Below are 22,042 nucleotides of genomic sequence, written 5' to 3' on the forward strand. Positions count from 1 at the left end.
AGCTTCTGTAAAAGAAGACTTTTCTCTTACTTGCCAGCAGCTTTTTTCTCTGTAATGTACTTGTCTATGGCTTCTGCAGCCTTCTTTCCTGCACCCATGGCAAGAATGACAGTAGCGGCACCTGTTACAATATCTCCGCCGGCGAAGACCCATTCAGGATCTGCCTGGCCCGTTTCGGGATCAGCGTCAATGTAACCTTTTTTGTTGAGCTTCAACTCTGGGAAGGCACTAAGCAGCACTTTGTTGGGGCCCTGACCAATAGCTTCGATAATGGTATCTGCTTCGATTGTAAACTCGCTGCCCTTGATTTCCTGAGGCCGTCTGCGGCCAGATGCGTCAGGTTCGCCAAGTTCCATGCGGATGCATTTCACTCCAACTATGTTTCCAGTTTCGCTTCCCACATACTCCACAGGATTGGTAAGCCAGTTGAAAACCACGCCTTCTTCCACTGCATGGTGATATTCTTCGATACGAGCGGGGAGCTCTTCAAGAGAACGGCGATAGACAACCTGAACGCTTTTTGCGCCAAGGCGAAGAGCAGATCTGGCAGCATCCATGGCTACGTTTCCGCCGCCCACAACGACCACCTTTTCAGATTCTTTGGTGGGGGTGTCATATTTGGGGAACTCGTATCCGTGCATAAGGTTTATTCGGGTGAGATACTCACTTGCGGAATAGACACCGTTCAAACTCGTTCCGGGAACCCCCATAAAGTGAGGAGTTCCAGCTCCTGTAGCGATGTAAACAGCATCGAAATGGCTCTGAAGCTCTTCGATGGTGACGCTTCGTCCTACGGCAACGTTAGTCTCGATCTTCACACCAAGGGCCTTGATGTTCTCTATTTCCCTGCGCACAATAGCTTTGGGAAGACGGAACTCGGGAATACCGTACATCAGCACTCCGCCAGCCGCGTGAAGTGCTTCGTAGACTGTAACCTTGTAGCCCATCTTGGCAAGGTCTCCGGCTACTGTAAGGCTTGAAGGCCCTGATCCCACAACGGCCACATTGCCCTTTGTCTGCTCAGGAACTTTAGGAGCGACCTTGCTGCCATGTTCTGCTTTCCAGTCGGCTATGAACCGCTCCATTTTGCCAATGGAAACAGGTTCGTATCCTTTGATTCTCCCTACAGTACAAACACCTTCACACTGTTTTTCCTGGGGGCAAACACGGCCGCAGACAGCAGGAAGGTTCGTATACTGACTGATAATGTCCCATGATTTCTCAAGGTCTTTTTCTTTAATGGCCTTCAGGAATCCGGGAATATCAATACTGACGGGGCAGCCTTTAATGCAGGGTGCATTCTTGCACTGAAGGCACCGAGCACTTTCGGCCACTGCCTCTTCAATGCTATAGCCAATAACAACGTCGTTAAAATTCTTAATTCGTTCCTCAGCGGACTGCTCAGGAACAGGAAGTCTTTTCGGGGCAATATCTAAAGCCATTACTCTTCACCCATTTCAGCCTTATATTTTTCCAAAGACATTTTCTCTTCGTCTTTGTACTGTCGCATGCGGTTCATAAACTCGTTCCAGTTCACGCCCCAGCCATCGAATTCTGGTCCGTCGACACAGGCGAATCTGATTTGGTCATGAATGGTTACCCGGCAACCGCCACACATGCCTGTCCCATCGATCATGATTGGGTTCAATGACACGAACATGGGAATATCGAGCTCTTTCGCTTTCAATGAGGCGAATTTCATCATGATGGAGGGGCCGATAGCCCATGACTGGTCAATTTTCACTCCACGTTCAGCAAGCTCCACCATAGCATCGGTAACGACACCCTTCTTACCGGCAGATCCGTCGTCTGTGGTGATGAGAAGCTCATCTGAGTATTTCTCACACTCTTCTTTCATAATGACGAGATCTTTAGTTCTTCCGCCAAGAATCGTGTAAACCTTGTTTCCGGCTTCCTTCAACGCTCTGATAATGGGAAAAAGGGCTGCAATGCCAACTCCGCCTCCGACCATAAGAACTGTACCGTATTTTTTGATCTCGCTGGGCATCCCCAGAGGGCCAAGAATATCGGTCAAACAGTCTCCCACGTTCATATCGGCGAACTCAGCTGTGGTCTTTCCAACGGTCTGAAAAATCATTCTAATCAGACCCTTCTCTCGGTCATAGTCTGCTACAGTGAGAGGGACACGCTCTCCCTGGGGGTTCGTGCGAATAATGACGAACTGCCCGGGCTTAACATGCCGCGCCACTCTTGGAGCCTCGACCCATACATCGAACTCCTTGGGAACGACAAGCTTTTTTGATATTATTTTGTACACTTTATTTCCTCCTTGTTTGCGAAGATATACTAGGGGTTATGTTATTAGGGGTTATGTTATCTGCTCTCAAGTTGATACATTATATGTTATATTTATTTTGTCAATACAAAATATGTTCCATTGTAACATCAAAAAAGCCCGTTTGTTTGTGGCTTTGTACAAAAATAAAAGACACGCTTTCTGGCTTGACGAATGAAGGACGGCCTTGTAATATACCTATTAGGGGTATATATAAAAACCGTTCAGACGGAGGGATGTAAATAATGATCAAGGTTTATTCAACACCCACGTGTCCCTGGTGCACAAAAGCCAAGGAGTATCTTACTTCAAAAGGCGTAGAATTTGAAGTCGTTGACGTAGCAAAAGATAGAGAAGCCGCTATGGATATGGTAAAAAGAACCAAGCAGATGGGAGTGCCCGTTGTTCAGTTTGGCGATGTATACATTGTAGGTTTTGACAGAACGGCTATTGACGCTGAACTCGCCAAGATAGGAAAGTAATATGGAAAGGACAACTTTTCTGTCTTAAAAATAAGAGGGAGGGTGTGGTATGAAGAGTTTGCTTAAACTTCATTATGGAGCGGCGTTAGGCGAACATCTGACATCAGGTGTAACGACCTTCCAGGAGCTCCTGAATCTTGCTCCTCTTATTAAAAAGGCAGATGCTTTATTGAAAAGCCGCTCCGAGCTGAAACTTGAAGGTTCGGGGTGGCTTCTTCTTCCCCACAAAAAAGATAAAAAAATCAATGATCTAGCTGCGCGGTTTTCTTCTATGACTGATGTGATTCAGATAGGTATTGGAGGGTCGGCTTTGGGAAACATGATGCTTCATAACGCCCTTTTGCCTCCCTATTGGAATGAGATGAGTCCAACTCTTCACCGTCCACGTTTCTACATGGCTGATAATGTTGATCCCCAAGAGAATAGAGCCATCTGGGATCGAGTAGACCCTCGCCATACGGCCCTGATCGTTGTCAGCAAGTCTGGCACTACGGCAGAAACTATGGCCAATTTCCTTTTCTTCTGGGAAGAAATGAAACAAACTGTAGGGGCAGAGCAGGCCGCTCGCCAGACAATCATTATCACAGACCCCGAAAAAGGGGTACTCAGTGAGTTTGCGAAAGAAAGAGGCTGCGCCGTTTTGCCTGTTCCTCCCAATGTAGGGGGGCGCTATTCAGTGCTTTCTCCAGTAGGGCTTCTTTCTGCGGCGGTTCTGGGAGCGGATACAGATAGCCTTCTTGAAGGAGCCCGGAAAATAGCAGACTTTCTTACAGCTGAACATGACATGGAAGAAAACCCTGCCTGGGTCTTTGCCGCCATTTCATGGCTTCATTTTATCCGAAAAAGAAACATGATCGTTTTTATGCCTTATATTGACAGCCTTTCTATGTTGAGCGAATGGTTTGCCCAGCTCTGGGGGGAAAGCCTCGGAAAGGAAGGAAAGGGGTCAACGCCAATAAAAGCCCTCGGAACTATCGATCAGCACTCACAATTGCAGCTTTATACAGAAGGCCCTGATGATAAATTATTTTTGCTGTTGCACGTAAGTTCTCTCAAGGAAGATATCGTTATTCCACATGCGGAAGAGAAAAGCCTCGCTTCTCTTTCCTATCTTTTTGGCCAGTCAATGAACATGTTGCGATATTCAGAACAGCTTTCCACGGCGTCATCCCTTGTAAAAGCAGGGCGGCCTGTTCTTTGGCTGGAGATTCCGGAGTTGAATGCGTTCTACCTTGGAGCTCTGATCTATCTGTTGGAGTATGCAACAGCCCTTACCGGGTTTATCATGGATATCAACCCATTCGATCAGCCGGGGGTAGAACTTGGCAAAGAGTATACTTTTGCCTTGATGGGAAGGTCTGGGTTCGAAGTACAGGCTCAAGAAGTTGCCCGTTTTTCAAAGAACCTTTCTTCCCGGACTATTACCGTTTCAATAGAGGAAAAGTGATACAATACTCCTGTGTTTTGAGAGGGTAAAATTTCTCGAAGTTCAGTTCATAAAAGAAGGGATTGGGGAAACGTGGATACATCTCTCCTCAAAGTTGATTCCATAACGGTGCGTAGAGATAACGCAACCATACTTAAAGATATAAGTTTGCGAGTGGAGACAGGGGAAGTAACAGGCGTCCTTGGCCGAAATGGGGCCGGAAAATCAAGTCTTGCCTATGCTCTAATGGGGTTGCCAGACTATATTCCTGTGAAGGGCTCTATATCTTTTCACGGAGAGGACATTACGAGCTGGTCTATAACTGATCGTGCCAAGGCTGGGCTGACATTGGCGTGGCAGATGCCGGCGCGGTACGAGGGTATTTCCATCCGGGATTATTTGCGTATAGGGCCTCAAAACAGCTCTGAACGGAACCTTGAAGAGGCCATGGATTTTGTACAGATGAGCCCTCTCTTTCTCGACAGAGCCATAGATAAAAGTTTATCAGGCGGGGAGCGCAAAAGAATAGAGCTGGCCTCCATTTACCTTATGAAACCGCGCCTTGCCATTCTTGATGAACCGGATTCAGGAGTAGACCTTCTTGCCTTGAGAGAAGTCTTGGGGCTTTTACGTCTTCTTGCGGACCAGGGGAGCGGCGTTGTGGTCATAACCCACCGCGAAGACGTAGCCGCCGGGTGTGACCGATCCTATCTCATGTGTGATGGGCGTATTATTCTCGAGGGAAGCGCTGCTGCCGTGAAGCGATATTTCATGTCTCAGTGTCGGCCCTGCGAAGGCTGCGAGGGAGAGCAGATAAGCCGAAAGGGAGTTCTTGATGAGGTGATGGGCCGTGCCAAAAATCAGTAAAGAATTTCAAGAAATATTAACCATAGCGGCCAGTGTCCCTGGGTACAATTATTTCAACCATCGGAAGGGAGCCTATGCTCTCATCGGCGCAAACAAGGTTGTTGATTATCATGAAGTAGAGGGCGTTCATATCGAAGCCTATGAAACGGAGGACGGGGTAAGGGCTGTTATAGAAGTAGAGGAAGGGACTCGCTTAACAGATCCTGTCCATCTTTGCTTCGGCGATGTCCGAAAAGAAGGTCGTCAAATTATAGACAGCCACATCACTGTCGGCCGTGGAGCACATGTTGAATTTTTAGCCCATTGCGTCTTTCCCCATGCGGAAAAGTTTCTTCACGCCATGAAGGGTGTGGTAGAAATAGGTGAGGGAGCTGACGTAACCTACAAAGAACTTCATTTTCATGGCCCAAAGAGCCAGATGGAGGTTCGTCCTGTCACAGAAGTGAAGGTCGAAAAAGGCGGACGTTATGTAAACGACTTCTCACTTATCGAGGGAAGGGTAGGCTCTCTCGATATTAAAATCGACATAGATGCCGCGGGAGAAGGAAGTCGAGTAGAATTGACGTCGAAGGTCTATGGCAAGGATGATGACACCATAAAGATTCAGGATGTGGTAAAGCTCTCTGGACGGAATAGTTCAGCCCTTATAAAAACCCGGACAGTTTTGAAGGGGCGCAGTGTGGGAAGTTTCCTCGGTATGATAGATGGTGCGGCCCCTGGAGCCAAAGGCCATGTGGATTGCACAGAAGTAGTTCAAGGAGAAGCCGTGGCCGATGCCTCCCCAGTGGTGAGGGCATCCCATCCTGAAGCGGAAGTAACCCACGAAGCGGCCATTGGACGTATCGCAGATGATAAAATAGCTGGTCTTATGGCGAAGGGTCTTTCTTCAGACCAGGCCATCGATATGATCGTCTCAGGACTTTTAAAATAAGCATTGAACTGCAAAATCGAACATAAGCAAAGAGCCGCCTCATTTTCAGAGATGGCTCTTTTTTCGTCTTATCCCTCGTTTTTCATCTGACTCTCCTGTTCTATTTTCCAGACATCTGAAAGTCGAACTGACGAAAGAGCGTGGATAATGTTCTTTTTAATACTTGGATTCTCTCTTGCAAGGTTTTCTATAAGCGTACGAGTTCTGCTTCGCTGAGTATGAAGGGAAAAGGGACATTTATCTTCTGTCACCGGCAAATGTAGCCGCTGGGCCTCCTTCATAATATCTTTTTCTCCAATATATATAAGGGGCCTGATAACCCACAGACCAGTTCGGCTCTGCCAGAACTTGGGCTTGAAGCTTTTAAACCGGCCAGTCTGAAAAAGGTTCATGAGCACTGTTTCGGCTACGTCATCAAGGTTATGCCCCAATGCGAGAACGTTATACCCACGTTCCACAGCTTCTGAACTTATAATGCCCCGTCGTATGTTGGCACAGAAGCTGCAAGGTGATTTCTCCTCTCTTTTTTTTATTACCTCTGAAATAGGATAAATGGTCACGAAATGTTCTACGTTAAGGCTGCGGCAGAATTCAGAAAGGGGTCGGGTTGCCATCTCCCCGCCTGAAATATCCACAGTACATGCCCCTAATTCGAAGCGGCGGGGAGACTTTTTTCGAAAGGCGGCCAGGGCAGCGAGGAGAAACAGGCTATCCTTGCCTCCAGAAAGCCCAACTAGTATTCTATCCCCCTCTTCGATCATGGAAAAATCGCCGAGGGCTTTCCCAAATCGTTTGCGCAGCATAGGCTGAAGTTGAAAAACCCGTTTCTCTTGTATGTTGTCTATCATGTTCTATCTCTCTTCTTCTATTATGGAATGTGGTAATATAATTGGGACTAAGGGCCTAGCCTAAAGATGCAATTTTTAAAAATTTTTTTCACCACTATATTTACACTATATCATAGGCGCGAATAGGCTCACAGAGTATTATGCGGAGGTGGAATCATGGATTCTATACGCCTTGTAATAGCGGATGACCATAGACTCTTTAGGGATGGGGTAAAGAAATTATTAGAGTACGAGTCCGATATTGAGGTCATAGGCGAAGCTGGCGATGGAGAAGAAGCTCTTAAGGTTGTACGAGAAAAAAAACCGGATATCCTTCTTTTTGATATAAATATGCCCAAAAAAGATGGAATACAATTAGTTAGAGAACTGAATAGCTTATCTCATGGCATTAAATTTGTTGCTGTTAGTGCTAAAGACGATGAAGACAGTCTTTCAGCTCTTTCTTCTGTAGGAGTTTTAGGCTTTGTCCTTAAGGCATCCGGAAGGGTAGAACTATTATCAGCCATTCGATCTGCCAATCGAAACCAGCCTTATGTAGATCCCCAGGTAGCAGGAAAGCTTCTAACGTCATTTTCAAGACGCAAGGAAGAAAATGACCAGCTCTATGAACTGACCCCCAGAGAAAAAGAGATTCTTTACTGGCTAGCTCAGGGCCTAAGCAATTCTGAAGTGGCAAGTAAAATGGTTCTCTCAGAAAAAACTGTAAAAAACCATGTGAGCCACGTCCTGAAAAAACTTGATTTGCGCGATAGGACCCAAGCCGCTATATTGGCGTGGCGCATAGGCTTTGCCCAGCTTCAGCCTGAATCTTTGCACCAAATAGTAAATGGGGGTGCCTTTATAGAAAGGTAACTTTATTTCACTACGTGGTAGAATAGCCCTCGAAGAAGAGCTGGAGGAGATTGGTTACATGATCGAAAAAGTGCAGAAGCAACTTCAGGAATCGATTAACGTCAAAATTGCGGCTTTATCTTTAGCAGAAAAAGTGGCATCAGCTTCCCAATTGATAATACAAGCGCTATCTCACGGAGGAACCGCTTTCTTTTTGGGGAATGGCGGTTCAGCGGCAGATGCGCAGCATTTAGCAGCAGAACTTGTTGGTCGCTTTGAAAAAAACAGAAAAGCGTTGCGAGCCGTGGCATTAACAACAAACCCCAGCACTATCACAGCCCTTGCTAACGATTACGGATATGAAAATATCTTTCTCAGACAGCTGCAAGCACTGGCCGCGCCAGGAGACATCGTTATTGGAATTTCTACAGGCGGCGCAAGTCCCAATGTAGTCAAAGCTCTGACGTGGGCGAAAGAGAAGGGTATTGAGACAATAGCCATGACTGGTGAAAATGGCGGAGATTTAGCAAGGATCGCTTCTCTTCTTCTTACAGCCCCATCGTCTCACACCCCCCGAATTCAGGAGCTTCACATTACGTGGGGACATATAATCTGCGGTTTAATAGAGGAGGCCCTTTGTTCCAATGGGTGATGAACTTGCTGTTATCCTTGCGGGTGGGCTGGGGACGCGTCTCAGACGTGTCGTATCAGATTGTCCCAAATCCCTTGCCCCAATAGACGGCAAACCTTTCTTGCATTGGCTCTTCCTCTTCCTTCGACAAAAAGGGATAGGTCAATGTGTCTTGCTTCTTGGATATAAATCAGAGCAAATCATTGAGTACTGCCAGAATGGCGAGAAATGGGGGCTCTCTATAGAGTATAGCCTTGAGCCAAAGCCACTTGATAAAGGAGGGGCCTTGCGGTACGCCCTTCCTCTCATTCAAAAAGAGCGTTTTTTATTCCTTAATGGGGATACATTGCTTGACGTAAACATAGAACAAATGTTCTACCAGAGTCGAAAACTTGACTCTGATGTACTCATTGCGTTGCGTAAATGGCCTTCCATAGAAAGAACCGATCCAGTAGAGGTAGACAAACAGAATCGGGTGTTGCGTTTTGGAAACCCTTCCATAAAGGCAGGGTGTGATGGCCATTGGCTTGTAAATGGCGGCATGTATATTGTAAAGCGCTCCATATTGGAACCTCTCCCGGAAGGGCGGCTTTCCTGGGAAAAAAACGTATTGCCCTCATTGCTTAACGACGGGAAGGATGTATATGCTTTTGAAGCGAAGGGATACTTTATCGATATTGGCGTTCCTGAAGATTATGAAAAAAGTCAGATGGAGATTCCTCAGTTCATAAATTCCCTTAGCTCATAAGAAGGTGTTTATAAAAATGGTGACAAGGGTTTTTATTACAGGTATTGGCGGGTTTATTGGCTGCCATCTCTCTGAATTTCTTGCAAAAAAAGGTTGTGAGGTATGGGGTTCTTACTTTCGCCCTACTAACGATATGAGCGTTCCAGCATCTTATGCGAAGGGACTCTTCAATATTGATGTCAGACAGCGCTCCCACCTTGAGGACGCTCTTCAGAAAGTGCGTCCCCATGTCGTATACCACCTTGCGGCTCAAAGTTATCCAATGGTTTCCTATAAAGAACCTGAATATACCGTTGAGTCGAATGTAATGGGCACGTTGAACCTCTTTGAAGCCATGCTTCATCTCGACCTTCGAGGAACACGGGTACTTCTGGCTTCTTCAACGGCTGCATACGGGTTTATAGACCCTTCAGAGGCTCCTGTCACAGAGAGCCAGCCCTTCCGCCCGGCTCATGTCTACGGTATGTCGAAAGCAGCCCAGGACTTGCTGGGGTCTACGTATTTTAATGCCCATGGCCTGGATATTATCCGATTGAGAATTGGAAATTGTGTTGGGCTTCGCCGCACTGGAGAGGTTGTTTCGGATTTTACCCGAAGGCGCGCGCAGATCGACCTTGGTATTATTGGCCCGGAATTTCATGTGGGCAATCTTCATACGAAGCGTGCTTTCCTCGACGTTCGCGATGCAGTAGAGGGGTTTTGGGCCCTTCAGGAAAAAGGGAAAGGCGGCGAAGCTTATAATATCTCCGGTGCAGATGCTGTATCTATGCAGCAACTTCTTGATGTCGTCCTTTCAGGATGTTCGAAATCGGTGCAAGTTGTGCGGGACTTATCTCTAGTCAGATCTGTAGACGAACTTATCTATTGGAATGACCTTTCAAAAATAGAGAGACACACAGGCTGGAAACCTCATCGGGCTTTGAGAGAAACCGTAGAGGACATGATCGAATGGTGGAAAACAGAACTCTCAAAAGCACCAGAAGGGGGGAATAAAGTTTGATTACATCCATTGATGACAAAAGGGTATCTTTACGTTCGAGCAAATCAAGAGATAGGGAAGACCTGCTCAGAGAGGTGAAAGAGATTCTTTCAAATGAAGGAAAAGTGCTTCGCTTCATTGAGGCTGATGGTGTGGCTATAGAAGAGGAAGCATTTAAAGCCCTTCGAGAAATTGTTATGGTCAATTTTATCAGCATATCTGTTCAGGAACTTGTTATGGAATCTCTGGAAAACTCTGAAAAATACCTTATAACAATAATTGACGCTATGGATAAGAGCGCTTGCGCTTTAGAAAAAAAACAGGCAGATGACGCTATGACGGCATTGATAGATGCAGTGGAAGGCATCTGTTGGCAGTTGGAAACCATATACCAATTGCAGATTCTTCTTTCGGTAGAAGAGAGAGAAAGAATGGATGAAGAGTTTGAAGCGCATCGAGAAACTTTGATAGATGGTCTGGAGCGAACTTCGGAATTTATGAAAGAACGGAAGCATGCGGAAGCAGCCGGCATAATACGTGAAAAAATAAACCCATCACTTGATGGCCTCCATTCCTATATAGAAAATCTTCGCTCCCTTGCCCATGGGAAAGCATGGTAGAAAAGATGGTACCGGCTGTCTTTATTGACAGAGACGGAACATTGATAGAGCATGTTCCTTATCTAGACGATCTGAAAAGGATAAAGCTTATCCCTAAAGCTGCTTTAGCTCTTAAAAAAATGAAAGAATTAGGATATCTGCTCGTTGTGGTAACCAACCAGAGCGGTGTAGCAAGAGGTTATTTCGAAGAGGACTTTGTGCAAAAAAGTCACCGGTTTATACAGCGTGAATTAGAGAAAGAAGGAGCTTCTATCGATGCTTTTTATTATTGCCCGCACCATCCGGAAGCAACGATAGGTCGTTACAGGCGGCAGTGTAGATGCCGAAAGCCTTTCCCTGACATGGTGCTTAATGCGGTTGAAGATTTCTCCATAGACTTGAAAAGAAGCTGGATCATAGGGGATAATGAGCCAGATTTTCTTTTAGCCGAGAACACCGGATGTCCCTTTATACTTGTGCGAACAGGTTATGGCGCTGAATTCGAGCAAGAGAGAAGGTGTTCGTCTGTAAAAGTTGTAAATGGGCTCTACGAAGCGGCATGTTATATTGAAAGAGTCCATGGGATTGAATGAGAGGTGTGTCTCCTGTGTCATTACGAAAAGGACTATTGATATTTTTAACATTGACATTTGGAGTCAGCGCCTTGGTTCTTGTATCTAGCGTGGATCAAGGTACTGTCAGAATGCTGTTATCAGCACGGAAGTCTGTTTTGCTTCTCGTCTTTGCTCTTGTGATATGCGCCTGGTGTTGTGATGCCATGCGTTTTTGTGCTATTGCCAAAGCAGCTTCAGAACATATAAGTTTTCGTCTTGGGCTGGTTTTGACCTGGCTCCATTACTTTGGCTGTGCGGTAACGCCCATGCAAAGCGGCGGGGGGCCCTTTCAGGTATTTGTGCTCTATAAAAGGGATATGCCTATAGGAAAGGGAGTGGCAATTACCCTCACCCGCACCCTTCTTACTCTTCTTCTGCTAGGCATAGTGGTGCCTCTAGCCATCCTTTTGGAACCTGAACTTTTGGGCACGGGTCTCTTTATAAAAAGCATCTTCACCTACGTGGCCGTTTTTGTAGGGGTTTCATGGATACTGGTCGTTCTTAGCCTTACGAGGCCAAAGCTTATGAAAAAATGGGGGCAAATACTGACCCTCTGGCTCAAACGTTTTGGTATAGTGAAACGTCTCAAGGTTCTTGCCGTTATCAGACGGATTAATCTTGAGATAGATAATTACAGTGAAAATTTCCGCCTCTTTTTTTCGTCTGGGTTCCCACATTTCATTTGGGCGGTCTTTCTCTCCGCTCTTCATCTTCTTTGTCTCTTCTCCGTCTTGCCCTGCCTGATCTGGGCTGTAGGGCTTCCTGTTCACTATTTGCAGGCCTTCATGGCCCAAGCAGTGTTCATGTTTGTACTCTACTTCGTTCCAACTCCAGGGGCGAGCGGAGTAGCAGAAGGCGGCGGCGCTGCTCTATTTGGACTACTTGTCCCTTGGCATATAGCAGGGGTAATGGCCATTCTCTGGCGTTTTTTTACGGAGTATCTGGCAATTGGCATGGGAGCGGCTGTGGCTATTCATTTTTTAGGATGGGGAGTAAGCGAACAGATCTTTATAGAAGAAAGAGGAAAGTTTGAAAATGACGCGTGATGCCCTTCGTGCCCTCATCTTCAAGTTGCGAGGAGGTTTATGGACGGCACTTTACCTCCTCATATTACTTTTGGCTAGCCCAGAGAAGAGTAGATTGGTCTCGTCACTGCTTCTTGTTGCGTTAGGTCAACTTATACGTTTTTGGGCTTCGGGCTGTATTGTGAAATACAGGGGAGAAAAAGTAGGGGCAGAACAACTTGTGACCTGGGGCCCTTACGCCTTTGTAAGAAACCCTCTCTATGTGGGAAATGGCCTCATTGGCCTTGGATGGGCTCTATTAGCAGGGCCGTTAGTTGTAGCTCTTTTCCTAACCTCATTCTTTCTTATCTATGGGGTATGGATAGTTCCCTACGAAGAATCTTTCCTCGAAAAAAAATTTGGAGAAGCCTACTCCGCGTATTGTCAATCTACAGGCCGTTTTATTCCTTCTTTTTGGCCAGGGGATCGTCTTCATGGACCCTATGACTGGTCCATCGTCTGGAGAAGTGAAAGACACTCTTTATGGATTACCCTTGCGGGGACGGCCCTTCTTCTTTCCCGCTTTAAGTGGTAAAAAAATTTCTTTCAAAAGCTACTTAAACAAACTCAAAATGCATTTAAAACAGCGAGCTCCCAGAGAATTTTCTCTGAGGGCTTTTTGCTTATTTGAGGCTATGTTTTAGTTAGTATGGGTAGTTGCTATCCTTTCTCAATACCGAAAAAAGAAAATAGATCTCTTTTCTTGAGACTAACTCCCTCCTTAAACCCCAGAACAAGATGGTTAATTCTAAATAAAAACAATAGTAAAATATCTTTTCTATTGTTTTTTATAATATTTAGTCTATAATGACTAAATTAGAAGTGTGTTTAAAAAATCACAAATGAAACATGCCTTTTTACCCCCGTTTAAATTAAAAAGGAGGAATACATTACGAGAGCATTCGCTATGTTAGGTATTGGAAAGACAGGTTGGATTGAAAAAGAAAAACCTGTTGCAGGTCCTTTTGATGCCATAGTTCGTCCCCTTGCGGTATCTCCTTGTACGTCTGATATCCACACTGTTTTTGAAGGGGCTATCGGAGACAGAAAAGATATGATCCTCGGTCACGAAGCAGTTGGGGTAGTGGAAGAAGTTGGGACAGAAGTTAAGGATTTCAAACCAGGAGACAGAGTTATTGTTCCTGCTATTACTCCCGATTGGCGTTCCATAGCTGTACAGCGCGGTTTCCCTCAACATTCAAATGGTCTTCTTGCGGGATGGAAATTTTCTAATTTTAAGGACGGCGTTTTCGCAGAGTTTTTCCATGTTAATGACGCCGATATGAACCTTGCGTTGTTGCCAGATGGGATTTCGCCCAAAGCTGCTGTAATGATAACAGACATGGTTACAACTGGATTTCACGGAGTAGAGTTGGCTGAGATCCAATTTGGCATGAGTGTTGTTGTTATTGGAATTGGCCCGGTAGGACTTATGGCTGTGGCTGGGGCGGCTCTTGCTGGCGCAGGTCGTATATTTGCCGTGGGAAGCAGACCAAAGTGTGTCGAAGTTGCCCAGGCCTATGGCGCTACGGATATCATCAACTATAGGAATGGAGAAATTGTAGATCAGATTATAGAACTGACCCATGGAGAGGGAGTAGACAGAGTAATTGTTGCCGCTCCCGGCATTGACATGATTAAAAAGGGAGTAAAAATGGCTAAACCCGGTTCTGTCATCTCTAACGTCAACTATTTTGGCGAAGGCGAAGATCTTCTCATTCCTCGCATCGAGTGGGGCTGCGGCATGGCGCATAAAACCATCCGCGGCGGGCTATGCCCAGGAGGAAGAGTTCGTATGGAAAACTTAGCAAACCTTGTTCAATATGGACGCCTGGATCCTTCTTTGTTGCTTACTCATGAATTTAATAGTTTTGATAAAATGGAAGAAGCGTTGCTACTGATGAAAGACAAACCAAAAGACTTAATTAAACCTGTAGTTGTGTTAGAGTAACTGCTTTTCCCACATAGTTAAAAAAAGAAGGGGGCCTTTTTAACGGGCCTCCTTCTGTCTTAAACTAAGCGCGAAGGGAATATCCTCCAAAAAGCCTTTGCCACGTATCATCGTAAATCTTCTTGGGCGGCACCGAACGTCTGGCGAGCCCCTCAGAAATGGCAGATTGCGCCACAGCTTCCGCTACACATGGGGCCGTTTCATCTGAGAAAAGGTCGGGCATAATGTGGTTCTCGTTCATTCGCCGTTTATCAACCACTCCTGAAACAGCCTTCGCGGCAGCCATGAGCACATTCTTATTGAGACCTGTGGCTCGAACGTCGAGAAGTCCCCGTACCAGCCCCGGATAAATATGAAGGTTTGGCATTGGATTTTTGCATGAGGTAAGCCCCATGGCTACTATCCGTGCTCCTGCTGATCGGGCTTCCTCTTCAGTTATTTCAGGGTAAGGCACCGAAAGAGGAAATACTATGGATGAAGAATTCATCCTTTTGATCTGGTCGCAGGAAAACTTTCCCCTGGAGGAAAGGCCAACATACACATCCGCGCCTTCAATTGCATCATCAAGGTTTCCCTTTAATCCCTCAGGATTGACCCGTTCTGACATACTCCGCTGAATAGAGTTCATAGAAGGATTTTGCGGACCGAGAATACCCTTGCTGTTCAGCAAGACAATGTTTTTGACCCCTACATAGAGAAGCATGTCAGTTACAGCAATACCAGCGGCGCCAGCCCCGTGTATGACAACTTTTATATCGCTTATTTTCTTGTCCACTACAGCTAAAGCATTTGTCAGAGCAGCTAAAACCACAGCGGAAGACCCTTGCTGATCGTCAGAAAAGACAGGTATTTCAATAGACTGCAGCGCTTTTACAACGTTAGATATATTTGGGCTTGATACGTCTTCTATATCAATAGCCCCGAAGGTAGGGGCCAGATGTTTTGCCGTTTCGATTATTTCCTCAGCGCTCTGAGCTTCAATACAAATAGGGATAGCACTTATATCTCCGAATTTTTTGAAAAGAAGACACTTCCCCTCAATAACAGGCAGCGCGGCGTGTGGGCCGATATTGCCCATTCCCAAAACAGATGTTCCGTCCGTAATCACCGCCAGGCGGTTGTTTCTCCCTGTGTATTCATAGGATCTGTCACGATCTTCCTGTATTTCTGCAGCAGCGTAAGCGCTTCCCTGAACGTAAGTTTCGGCAAGATCTTCTTCATTTCTGATGTTTACGGTGGGGTACATTTTTATTTTACCCCGTGCTCTTCGGTGCAATTCTAATGCTTTCTGCCGTTCCACAGTCATAAAAAGCCCCCCTTTGAACGTCTCTTGCTTTTTTATTTAAAAAGAGGCAGCAACGTTTTAAATTCTGGAGTGCCAGACCGTCCCATTAACTGGTAGAGCACGGTTTCTGTTGGAACGACTATTGCTCCCATTTGTGTCATAGTTCTCAGGACAAGGTCATGATTGTTCCTGTTGCGGCTTCCGCAGGCATCTGCGGCGACCCAGACGGTAAAACCTGCCTTGATCAGATCCATGACTGTTGCCAGAACACAAATGTGGATCTCTATACCCCATAGGACAATCTGTTTTTTATCATTTTTTTCTAAGATATCGATGAATCCCTCTTCGTCGCAACAGGAAAAGGTCAATTTCTGAAAAGCGGTTTTCCCCTCAATTTTTTCGAGAAGCTGACGATCTGTGCTTCCCAATCCTTTAGGATACTGCTCTGTGTAAGTGAAGGGAACTTCTAACACTTTTGCTCCTTCTACAAGGCGGAGAGCGTTGGTTTTTATTTCTTCAAATCCATGTATTGCGGGGAGAAGGCGCTCCTGAAGGTCGATCATAAGAAACTGAGTGTTCTTACGAGATAGTTTCAAATAAGTCATTTCGTTCCTCCTTGTGATAAAAATAATCTTTTATTTGTCAAAGTTTATTGTAATATAAATCGTGTAAACCTACACACTTTATGTTATGCTGTTCATCAACAATATGCAAAGGGTACTTTGGAGGTAGGGGAATGACCAAGCCTAACGGCGAAAACAAAAGGGAACAAGATCAGTGGACAGTAAGGGATGTACTTGTGGCCATGTCTGGAAAGGGATATCCCACCTATCTGCTGAAATTTATAACAGATGTCCAGTCTTGGATGGAAGACATACTGGCAGGAGAAGAATTAAGAGACAATGAAAGAGAAATATTGATGCCCTATCTTGAGGAGCCTTTTGAGGTGGATATGGATAACCTCTTCTCTCGCCTTGAGTGGGCCGAAGAATTTGCCGATGTCATCCCATCGATTCACAAACCTAAGGGGCATGACGATGCCATTGTGCTTGCCCTTGGTCCAGCGCAATTTGAGGATGGCATTCGCATGGCCATCGATTACGCATCTCTCTTTGGCCGGGACGTGTGCCAACGGGTATGGCTTGTCTGCGACAGCTATATGCTTTCCGACCTGCTGCGCTATTCTGCCCATATCAAGACCCTCTTCGGGCAGGGCGTGGTCTTCAGGTTTATTATGGTGACTCCGTGGGGCTGGACAGAGATTCCAGTGGGAGACAGCACAAATCCCGGCGGTCGCTTAAATTGGCGTAACTTACGCAAGGGCTCCCAGGAAACATCAAATGGCAACAGCTCTGGCGGAGAGGACGACAGAGCTCATTAGGGATTTGACGACCTCTTTGGGGCGTGATACAATCTCGCCGTTCGGGGCGTAGCGCAGCCTGGTAAGCGCGCCTGGTTCGGGACCAGGAGGTCGGAGGTTCGAATCCTCTCGCCCCGACCATATAGAAGAATGATCCTGGCTTTTTGGGCCAGGATTTTTTTATTATAACCACCAGTTAAGGGACAAAAAAATAAATTGACTAATACTGACTATTTTGCTAGAATCAGCCGTGGAGGGAAATAATTTGGCCATAGATAAAGTCGCAGTGAATAGAAAAGCCAGGCATGATTACTTTATACTTGACACCTTTGAGTGCGGCATTGTACTCACTGGTACAGAGATAAAGTCGGTGAGAGCCGGCAAGGTCAATTTAAAAGACAGCTTCGCTCTCATTCGAAATGGCGAAATGTGGCTTATTGGCGTACATATTTCCCCTTATGAGAAGGGAAGCTATTATAACCACGAACCAGAAAGGGATCGAAAGCTTCTTGTTCATAAAGCAGAGATAATACGACTGAACAGCAAAATTCGCGAAAAAGGCTTAACCCTCGTGCCCCTTTCCATCTATATAAAAAACGGGCAGCATGCAAAAATAGAGTTGGCACTGGTAAAGGGAAAGGCAGAACACGACAAACGGGACACCATAGCGGAGCGAGATGCAAAACGATCTATGGCGAGAGCCTTGCGGCGAGAAGATAGAGAATAGGGGGGCGACTGGTTTCGACGGCAAGATGGAGGGTCTGGAAGAGCGGGTCGAGGACTCCGCAACCTCGTTAAACGGCGGGACAACAATAAACGTCAACAATAATAATTACGCACTGGCTGCTTAGTTCAGCCACGTCTTCAGTAGATTAGTCACCGGTCTGCTGACAGGCGTCACAATTAGGTGAATGCCTCGCGGAGAGTGCCTCTGGCTCTGTGAGAAAGATAAAGGGGCTAGGGAGTGCGGCATCCTGTTCCTGGGGGGCTGCATCCGACACTAAAACAGGAACTACACTCGTAGAGCTTCCACGGCTGGCCCTTGTCGGACCGGGGTTCAAGTCCCCGCGCCTCCACCAATTATAAAAGACAAACCCGTCTCTCCAGAGTAATTCTCTGGGTAGGCGGGTTTTCTTTCTTCATAAATTTGGGCCCTAGCTTGTGGCCGCTTTTAACGATTGTCTTAGGCTATCGTACGGTGCCGCCGTCACCGGACGTTTTTTAAAACCGCCTGCTACAGAGAAGCTTTTACTCAAAACTGCGCCCTTGACCTTCCTCTTCATAGGTTACTCCGTCACGGATATGATAAATGCGCTTAAAGGTGGGGATTATTTTTTCATCGTGGGTAACGACAATAACAGCAGTCTCGAACCTTTGGGCCATATCGTTCAAGATTCTGATGACCGCCAGCGCACGCTCACTATCAAGGGGGGCAGTCGGTTCATCGGCCAATATTACCGGAGGGCGATTGACCAAACCGCGTGCAATGGCCACTCGTTGTTGTTCGCCACCAGAGAGTTGAGATGGCATAGCCTTGGCGCGGTGCTCCACATCAAGCGCTTTTAACAATTCTATTGCTTGTTGACGCGCTTCGGCGTTAGGTTTCCCCGCCAGCATAGGCAGCAGTGCGACGTTGTCGGTAACATCTAGGAAAGGGATCAGATACGGCGCTTGAAATACAAAGCCGATATGGTCACGACGTAGCGCGCGAAGATCTTTGACCTTCCAGCCATCGTGATAAATAACGTCATCTCCGAGCATCATTTGCCCAGCAGTCGGCTCTATCACAGCACCTAAGCATTTAAGCAACGTACTCTTGCCAGAACCTGAAGGTCCAATCAGCCCAACGACTTCCCCAGGCGCAACGTGCATGTTTACCATCTTCAAAGCGTCAACAGCAGTATCGCCGCTTCCATAGCGTTTTCTCAACCCTGAGATGCGAATGCCTTTACCAGTCATATTAACCTCCTATGGCTTCGGCCGGATCGACCTTAAGAGCGACACGAATGGCTATAATGCTCGACATGACGCAGATCATAATCACGGCGATAAAACCAAGAACTGAGTCGAGAGGCTCCAGCAGCACATATTTGGGAAAAATAGGTGCCATCAACAGAGTCGCCGAGATCTTCCCAACCACAAAACCGATCAAGCCCAAAGCAATAGACTGTTGTACAATCAAACCGACAATGGTGCGATTTTTTGTGCCGATCAGTTTTAACACGGCGATTTCCCTTATTTTGCCAAGTGTCAGCGTGTAGATGATGAAGGCGACAATAACCGAACTCACAATCGAAAGGATCACAAGAAACATCGCGATTTGCTTTGATGAGGTGGCGATCAGCTTGCCGACAAGAATTTCCTCCATCTGACTGCGAGTGTAGACCGTCAAGCGCTTCCAGCGGCGGATCGATTCAGCGACTTCTTCTGGGTCATGACCTGTTTCAACCCGCACCAAAATAGCGTTGACGTAAGGGTTGGTGCTTTGCGAGGCAATAACCGCATCAAGCAAAGCAGGCACTCCAGGCTGGTTGAAAGCCGGGTTTTCAGCTGTTCGTCGGCGCTGTTCTCGTATGGCATCGTTATCCTTTAGAAACTGGGCTTCCTGAGCATCTTTAAGTGGAATAAACACCATGGGATCACCATTGGAAGAAACCATCCTTCTAGTCAGGCCAACCACGGTGTATTGGTTACGTCGAATCTGGATGTGTTCACCAAGTTTAAATCCCGAGGCGATATCGGCAACGGCCTCGTAATGGCTCCGGGTGATCTGACGTCCTGCTACGAGATAAGGCGGCCAGCCTGGTGTTCCTGGTTCTCCGGGTGCGATGCCGGTAACCATGACGCGTACATCTCTTACTTCTTTGCGTACTTGCATGGTGAGGTAGGTGATGTTCGCTGTCTGATCCACGCCCTGCATGCCTCGTATCCCGCGCCAGGTGTCATCGTAGATGCTTGATGATTCAGCGTAAGGACCAAGCGTGTCCTTTTGTACCACCCAGAGATCAGCACCGCTGTTGTCGAGTAGTACCTTAGCGTCATCCACCATGCCGCGATAGATGCCAGCCATGGATAGAGTAACGCCGATCAGCAGGCCAAGCCCCATGGCGGTAAAGACGAACTTTCCCCAGGAGTGCATAATGTCGCGACCTGCCAAATTGATCATTGTGTCACCCCTGGAATATGGTCAACAATGTGAATTCGGCTGTGTTCATTCAATGGGTTTTCGCTGTAGATCACTACCTGGTCGCCAATTTTGAGTCCTTCTCGTACCTGTACGCGGCCCTCCAAATCAGCGATCCCTAGTGAAACTGGTGTAAAGCGAAGATCACCATCTATAACCTGCCACACGCCCAATCTGCCATCAATGTGATGGATAGCGGCATTAGAGATAACTGGCGCTGCCGCAAGCGTTGGCAGGGTAATCGTGACCTCGGCCAGTTCACCGATTGGTGGCATCGGATCAGGAATTTGATCGAATACAACTTTGGCCAATACTTCCTCAGTAACTACGTCTGCCAATGGTTCGACTCGCAGAACACGCCCTGTCTGCATTTCTCCCGCCTGGGAACGTAACCTGATCTGGGCTGATAAACCGGCGGCGAGACCACGCGCTCGAATTTGATCGAAGCGGACATTGACCCATAGTGAGTACGGGTCGATCAGTTCTACGACAGTCTGGCCAGCAACTACGGTGGTTCCAGGATCGGCATCACGTGATACGATCAATCCGTCAACTGGTGCAATCAGAGACAAATTGCTGCGCTGCGCCTCTAATGCCTCTCGCTCAGAACGTACACGAGATAGCTCCTCACGTGCTCCAGTCAGCGCTGCTTCCGCAACCAACAGTTCTTGTCGTTTAGCGTCTGCCACCTCTTCACTGGTGTAACCCGCTTTAAGTAACTGCTCGTAACGTAAAGCCTGTGTCTTCGCATAATTTTTACGCACCTGCGCCTCACTTATTTGAGCATTCGCTCGCTTCAGAGTGGCATCTTGAGCCTTGATACGTCCATCAAGATCTACCGGATCCATTTCGCCAAGCACTTGCCCCGCCTTCACATGCTCACCTACGTGTATATCCAAACTTTTGACCCGGCCCGCAAACGTTGGGCCAATCTTGTAAGTGTAACGAGCTTCAATAGTTCCGATGCCGAATAGTGCTGGTGAAAGGCTCTTATTCTCGACTGTGGTCAACACAATAGATACAGGAGCAAGTGGCCCCGAGCGAAAGGCAACATAGACAAAAAGCGCAAACAGAGGCACAAGTATAGATATCAGTGCCAGTGTACGTATTTTGATAGGCAATCTTTTCATAGTGCACTCCTTATGCCCCGCTGGTAGATGGCAAAAACTTTCGGAGCATTGCGGCGCATATGGCTCACATCTCCAGCTATCAACGATTGCATGACCAATCCTTGAATAGAGCCTATGAAGAGAGTAGCCGCAGCTTCGCTATCAAGCTTTTCGTCAAGCTCGCCACAGTTTTTCCCTTGTTCAAACAAATGATTGAGGCGCTCTTTATAACGCAGAGTGAGTGTTTGTGCCATCTGCTTAGGGGCAGTTTCTTCAGAACGTTGCAATTCACTAAATAACATACGTGGAATACCGGGATGCTCTGTTATAAAATCTACATGCGCCATAAACATGCTTTCAAGTGCGCCAAGAGGGGAGGATTTTGCGTCTACCGCCTTTTCGATGCGAGACATTAACCGTTCGGCTACCCATTCCATAACTGCTTGCAAGATAGCATCCTTGTTTGGAAAATGGCGAAAAAGAGCACCCTGAGTCAATCCCATGCGGTTGGCTATGGCAGCTGTGGTAATTTCGCTCGGATTCTGTTCCCCAGCCAACTCGACTACTGCTTCTACCGTCATCGCTCTTCGTTTCTCTTTAGAAAGATATTTGTTTGATGAACTCATATAAACCTCCACAAAGAAAGTAATCAATTACTATCTTTTATCATAAGAAGTAATTTGTCAACCGTTTTTTAAACTATTAATGCTAAAGGGTGGTCTTCTTTACAACCCGCTCTGCACTTTTAGTCTTCAGCTCGTCTTCATTTCTTTCAGTCAGCGGGATAGCATTTTGAGCACGGAGTATAGTCTTTCGCTTTTGCTTCCCCAAGCGAAA

The 22,042-nt window shown here is 46.7% G+C and carries 24 protein-coding genes, 1 tRNA gene and 1 other RNA gene; 17 read left to right on the forward strand and 9 right to left on the reverse strand.

Translation table 11 applies throughout. The annotated features are described in order from the left end of the window. Positions 1 to 26: 26 nt before the first annotated feature. Positions 27 to 1,442, reverse strand: a complete 1,416-nt coding sequence (gene gltA, locus BUC50_RS06515; protein WP_213700165.1) for an NADPH-dependent glutamate synthase — start codon at positions 1,440 to 1,442, stop codon at positions 27 to 29. Next, the gene (locus tag BUC50_RS06520) at positions 1,442 to 2,278 is read right to left on the reverse strand and encodes a sulfide/dihydroorotate dehydrogenase-like FAD/NAD-binding protein (RefSeq protein ID WP_213700164.1); all 837 of its coding nucleotides are present in this window, start codon (positions 2,276 to 2,278) and stop codon (positions 1,442 to 1,444) included. The genes gltA and BUC50_RS06520 overlap by 1 nt, the downstream gene beginning before the upstream one ends. Positions 2,279 to 2,541: 263 nt before the next feature. Between BUC50_RS06520 and BUC50_RS06525 the strand changes: the two genes are divergently transcribed. The 4 genes from BUC50_RS06525 (at position 2,542) to BUC50_RS06540 (ending at position 6,002) form a co-directional block, all read left to right on the forward strand. Beyond that, the gene (locus BUC50_RS06525) at positions 2,542 to 2,778 is read left to right on the forward strand and encodes a glutaredoxin domain-containing protein (protein WP_013048747.1); all 237 of its coding nucleotides are present in this window, start codon (positions 2,542 to 2,544) and stop codon (positions 2,776 to 2,778) included. 49 nt (positions 2,779 to 2,827) lie between these two features. Then, entirely contained in the window at positions 2,828 to 4,225 is a 1,398-nt protein-coding gene (locus BUC50_RS06530) for a phosphoglucose isomerase-related protein (RefSeq protein ID WP_213700163.1), read from the forward strand. A gap of 72 nt (positions 4,226 to 4,297) precedes the next feature. After that, positions 4,298 to 5,071, forward strand: coding sequence for an ATP-binding cassette domain-containing protein (locus BUC50_RS06535; protein WP_213700162.1), 774 nt, complete (start codon positions 4,298 to 4,300; stop codon positions 5,069 to 5,071). Further along, positions 5,055 to 6,002, forward strand: a complete 948-nt coding sequence (locus BUC50_RS06540; RefSeq protein WP_213700161.1) for a SufB/SufD family protein — start codon at positions 5,055 to 5,057, stop codon at positions 6,000 to 6,002. The genes BUC50_RS06535 and BUC50_RS06540 overlap by 17 nt, the downstream gene beginning before the upstream one ends. 68 nt (positions 6,003 to 6,070) lie before the next feature. Here BUC50_RS06540 and BUC50_RS06545 read toward each other — a convergent pair whose 3' ends face one another. After that, entirely contained in the window at positions 6,071 to 6,850 is a 780-nt protein-coding gene (locus tag BUC50_RS06545) for a tRNA 2-thiocytidine biosynthesis TtcA family protein (protein ID WP_213700160.1), read from the reverse strand. A gap of 156 nt (positions 6,851 to 7,006) precedes the next feature. Here BUC50_RS06545 and BUC50_RS06550 point away from each other — a divergent pair, with 156 nt between their 5' ends. From BUC50_RS06550 to BUC50_RS06590, 9 genes are all read left to right on the forward strand, one after another. Then, on the forward strand, positions 7,007 to 7,702 hold the full coding sequence (locus BUC50_RS06550) for a response regulator (RefSeq protein WP_013048742.1): 696 nt from the start codon (positions 7,007 to 7,009) through the stop codon (positions 7,700 to 7,702). A 58-nt stretch (positions 7,703 to 7,760) separates the two neighbouring features. After that, positions 7,761 to 8,333 (forward strand): D-sedoheptulose-7-phosphate isomerase, encoded by a 573-nt coding sequence (locus tag BUC50_RS06555; RefSeq protein WP_013048741.1) that lies wholly within the window; start codon positions 7,761 to 7,763, stop codon positions 8,331 to 8,333. After that, positions 8,326 to 9,060 (forward strand): nucleotidyltransferase family protein, encoded by a 735-nt coding sequence (locus BUC50_RS06560; protein ID WP_013048740.1) that lies wholly within the window; start codon positions 8,326 to 8,328, stop codon positions 9,058 to 9,060. Before BUC50_RS06555 ends, BUC50_RS06560 begins: the two co-directional genes overlap by 8 nt. Positions 9,061 to 9,076: 16 nt before the next feature. After that, complete coding sequence (locus BUC50_RS06565; RefSeq protein ID WP_013048739.1) at positions 9,077 to 10,060, forward strand: GDP-mannose 4,6-dehydratase; 984 nt, start codon at positions 9,077 to 9,079, stop codon at positions 10,058 to 10,060. After that, positions 10,057 to 10,659, forward strand: a complete 603-nt coding sequence (locus BUC50_RS06570; protein ID WP_013048738.1) for a DUF8042 domain-containing protein — start codon at positions 10,057 to 10,059, stop codon at positions 10,657 to 10,659. The genes BUC50_RS06565 and BUC50_RS06570 overlap by 4 nt, the downstream gene beginning before the upstream one ends. After that, positions 10,653 to 11,231: a D-glycero-alpha-D-manno-heptose-1,7-bisphosphate 7-phosphatase gene (locus tag BUC50_RS06575; protein ID WP_013048737.1), complete on the forward strand. Its 579-nt coding sequence runs from the start codon at positions 10,653 to 10,655 to the stop codon at positions 11,229 to 11,231. Before BUC50_RS06570 ends, BUC50_RS06575 begins: the two co-directional genes overlap by 7 nt. Positions 11,232 to 11,245: 14 nt before the next feature. Continuing rightward, the gene (locus tag BUC50_RS06580; protein WP_041459635.1) at positions 11,246 to 12,298 is read left to right on the forward strand and encodes a lysylphosphatidylglycerol synthase transmembrane domain-containing protein; all 1,053 of its coding nucleotides are present in this window, start codon (positions 11,246 to 11,248) and stop codon (positions 12,296 to 12,298) included. Continuing rightward, on the forward strand, positions 12,288 to 12,851 hold the full coding sequence (locus BUC50_RS06585; RefSeq protein ID WP_013048735.1) for a methyltransferase family protein: 564 nt from the start codon (positions 12,288 to 12,290) through the stop codon (positions 12,849 to 12,851). Before BUC50_RS06580 ends, BUC50_RS06585 begins: the two co-directional genes overlap by 11 nt. 372 nt (positions 12,852 to 13,223) lie before the next feature. Next, positions 13,224 to 14,267, forward strand: a complete 1,044-nt coding sequence (locus tag BUC50_RS06590; RefSeq protein ID WP_273015438.1) for an NAD(P)-dependent alcohol dehydrogenase — start codon at positions 13,224 to 13,226, stop codon at positions 14,265 to 14,267. Positions 14,268 to 14,331: 64 nt separating this feature from the next. Here BUC50_RS06590 and BUC50_RS06595 read toward each other — a convergent pair whose 3' ends face one another. Both BUC50_RS06595 and BUC50_RS06600 read right to left on the reverse strand, forming a co-directional pair. After that, entirely contained in the window at positions 14,332 to 15,573 is a 1,242-nt protein-coding gene (locus BUC50_RS06595) for an NAD(P)-dependent malic enzyme (protein ID WP_213700102.1), read from the reverse strand. A gap of 32 nt (positions 15,574 to 15,605) precedes the next feature. Then, a complete protein-coding gene (locus BUC50_RS06600) occupies positions 15,606 to 16,157 on the reverse strand; it encodes a hydrolase (protein ID WP_286677257.1) in 552 nt (183 codons plus the stop codon). Between the two features lie 131 nt (positions 16,158 to 16,288). On the opposite strand from BUC50_RS06600, the gene BUC50_RS06605 reads away from it, so the two are divergent. From BUC50_RS06605 to ssrA, 4 genes are all read left to right on the forward strand, one after another. Further along, on the forward strand, positions 16,289 to 16,933 hold the full coding sequence (locus BUC50_RS06605) for a hypothetical protein (protein WP_273015441.1): 645 nt from the start codon (positions 16,289 to 16,291) through the stop codon (positions 16,931 to 16,933). A 42-nt stretch (positions 16,934 to 16,975) separates the two neighbouring features. After that, a tRNA-Pro gene (locus tag BUC50_RS06610) sits at positions 16,976 to 17,053 on the forward strand. A gap of 124 nt (positions 17,054 to 17,177) precedes the next feature. Beyond that, complete coding sequence (smpB, locus tag BUC50_RS06615; RefSeq protein WP_013048730.1) at positions 17,178 to 17,639, forward strand: SsrA-binding protein SmpB; 462 nt, start codon at positions 17,178 to 17,180, stop codon at positions 17,637 to 17,639. Then, positions 17,640 to 17,991, forward strand: a transfer-messenger RNA (tmRNA) gene (gene ssrA, locus BUC50_RS06620). Between the two features lie 169 nt (positions 17,992 to 18,160). Here the strand turns inward: ssrA and BUC50_RS06625 are convergent. The 4 genes from BUC50_RS06625 to BUC50_RS06640 are packed head-to-tail and all read right to left on the reverse strand — an operon-like array spanning position 18,161 to position 21,831. Beyond that, positions 18,161 to 18,871, reverse strand: a complete 711-nt coding sequence (locus tag BUC50_RS06625) for an ABC transporter ATP-binding protein (RefSeq protein WP_013048729.1) — start codon at positions 18,869 to 18,871, stop codon at positions 18,161 to 18,163. 1 nt (position 18,872) lies between these two features. After that, a complete protein-coding gene (locus BUC50_RS06630; protein ID WP_013048728.1) occupies positions 18,873 to 20,078 on the reverse strand; it encodes an ABC transporter permease in 1,206 nt (401 codons plus the stop codon). Next, a complete protein-coding gene (locus tag BUC50_RS06635) occupies positions 20,075 to 21,226 on the reverse strand; it encodes an efflux RND transporter periplasmic adaptor subunit (RefSeq protein ID WP_273015443.1) in 1,152 nt (383 codons plus the stop codon). Before BUC50_RS06635 ends, BUC50_RS06630 begins: the two co-directional genes overlap by 4 nt. Next, positions 21,223 to 21,831 (reverse strand): TetR/AcrR family transcriptional regulator, encoded by a 609-nt coding sequence (locus tag BUC50_RS06640; RefSeq protein ID WP_013048726.1) that lies wholly within the window; start codon positions 21,829 to 21,831, stop codon positions 21,223 to 21,225. The genes BUC50_RS06635 and BUC50_RS06640 overlap by 4 nt, the downstream gene beginning before the upstream one ends. Between the last annotated feature and the right edge of the window lie 211 nt (positions 21,832 to 22,042).

Origin of the sequence: Aminobacterium sp. EBM-42, from assembly GCF_001896635.1 — a bacterium.
Classification (GTDB): domain Bacteria; phylum Synergistota; class Synergistia; order Synergistales; family Aminobacteriaceae; genus Aminobacterium; species Aminobacterium colombiense.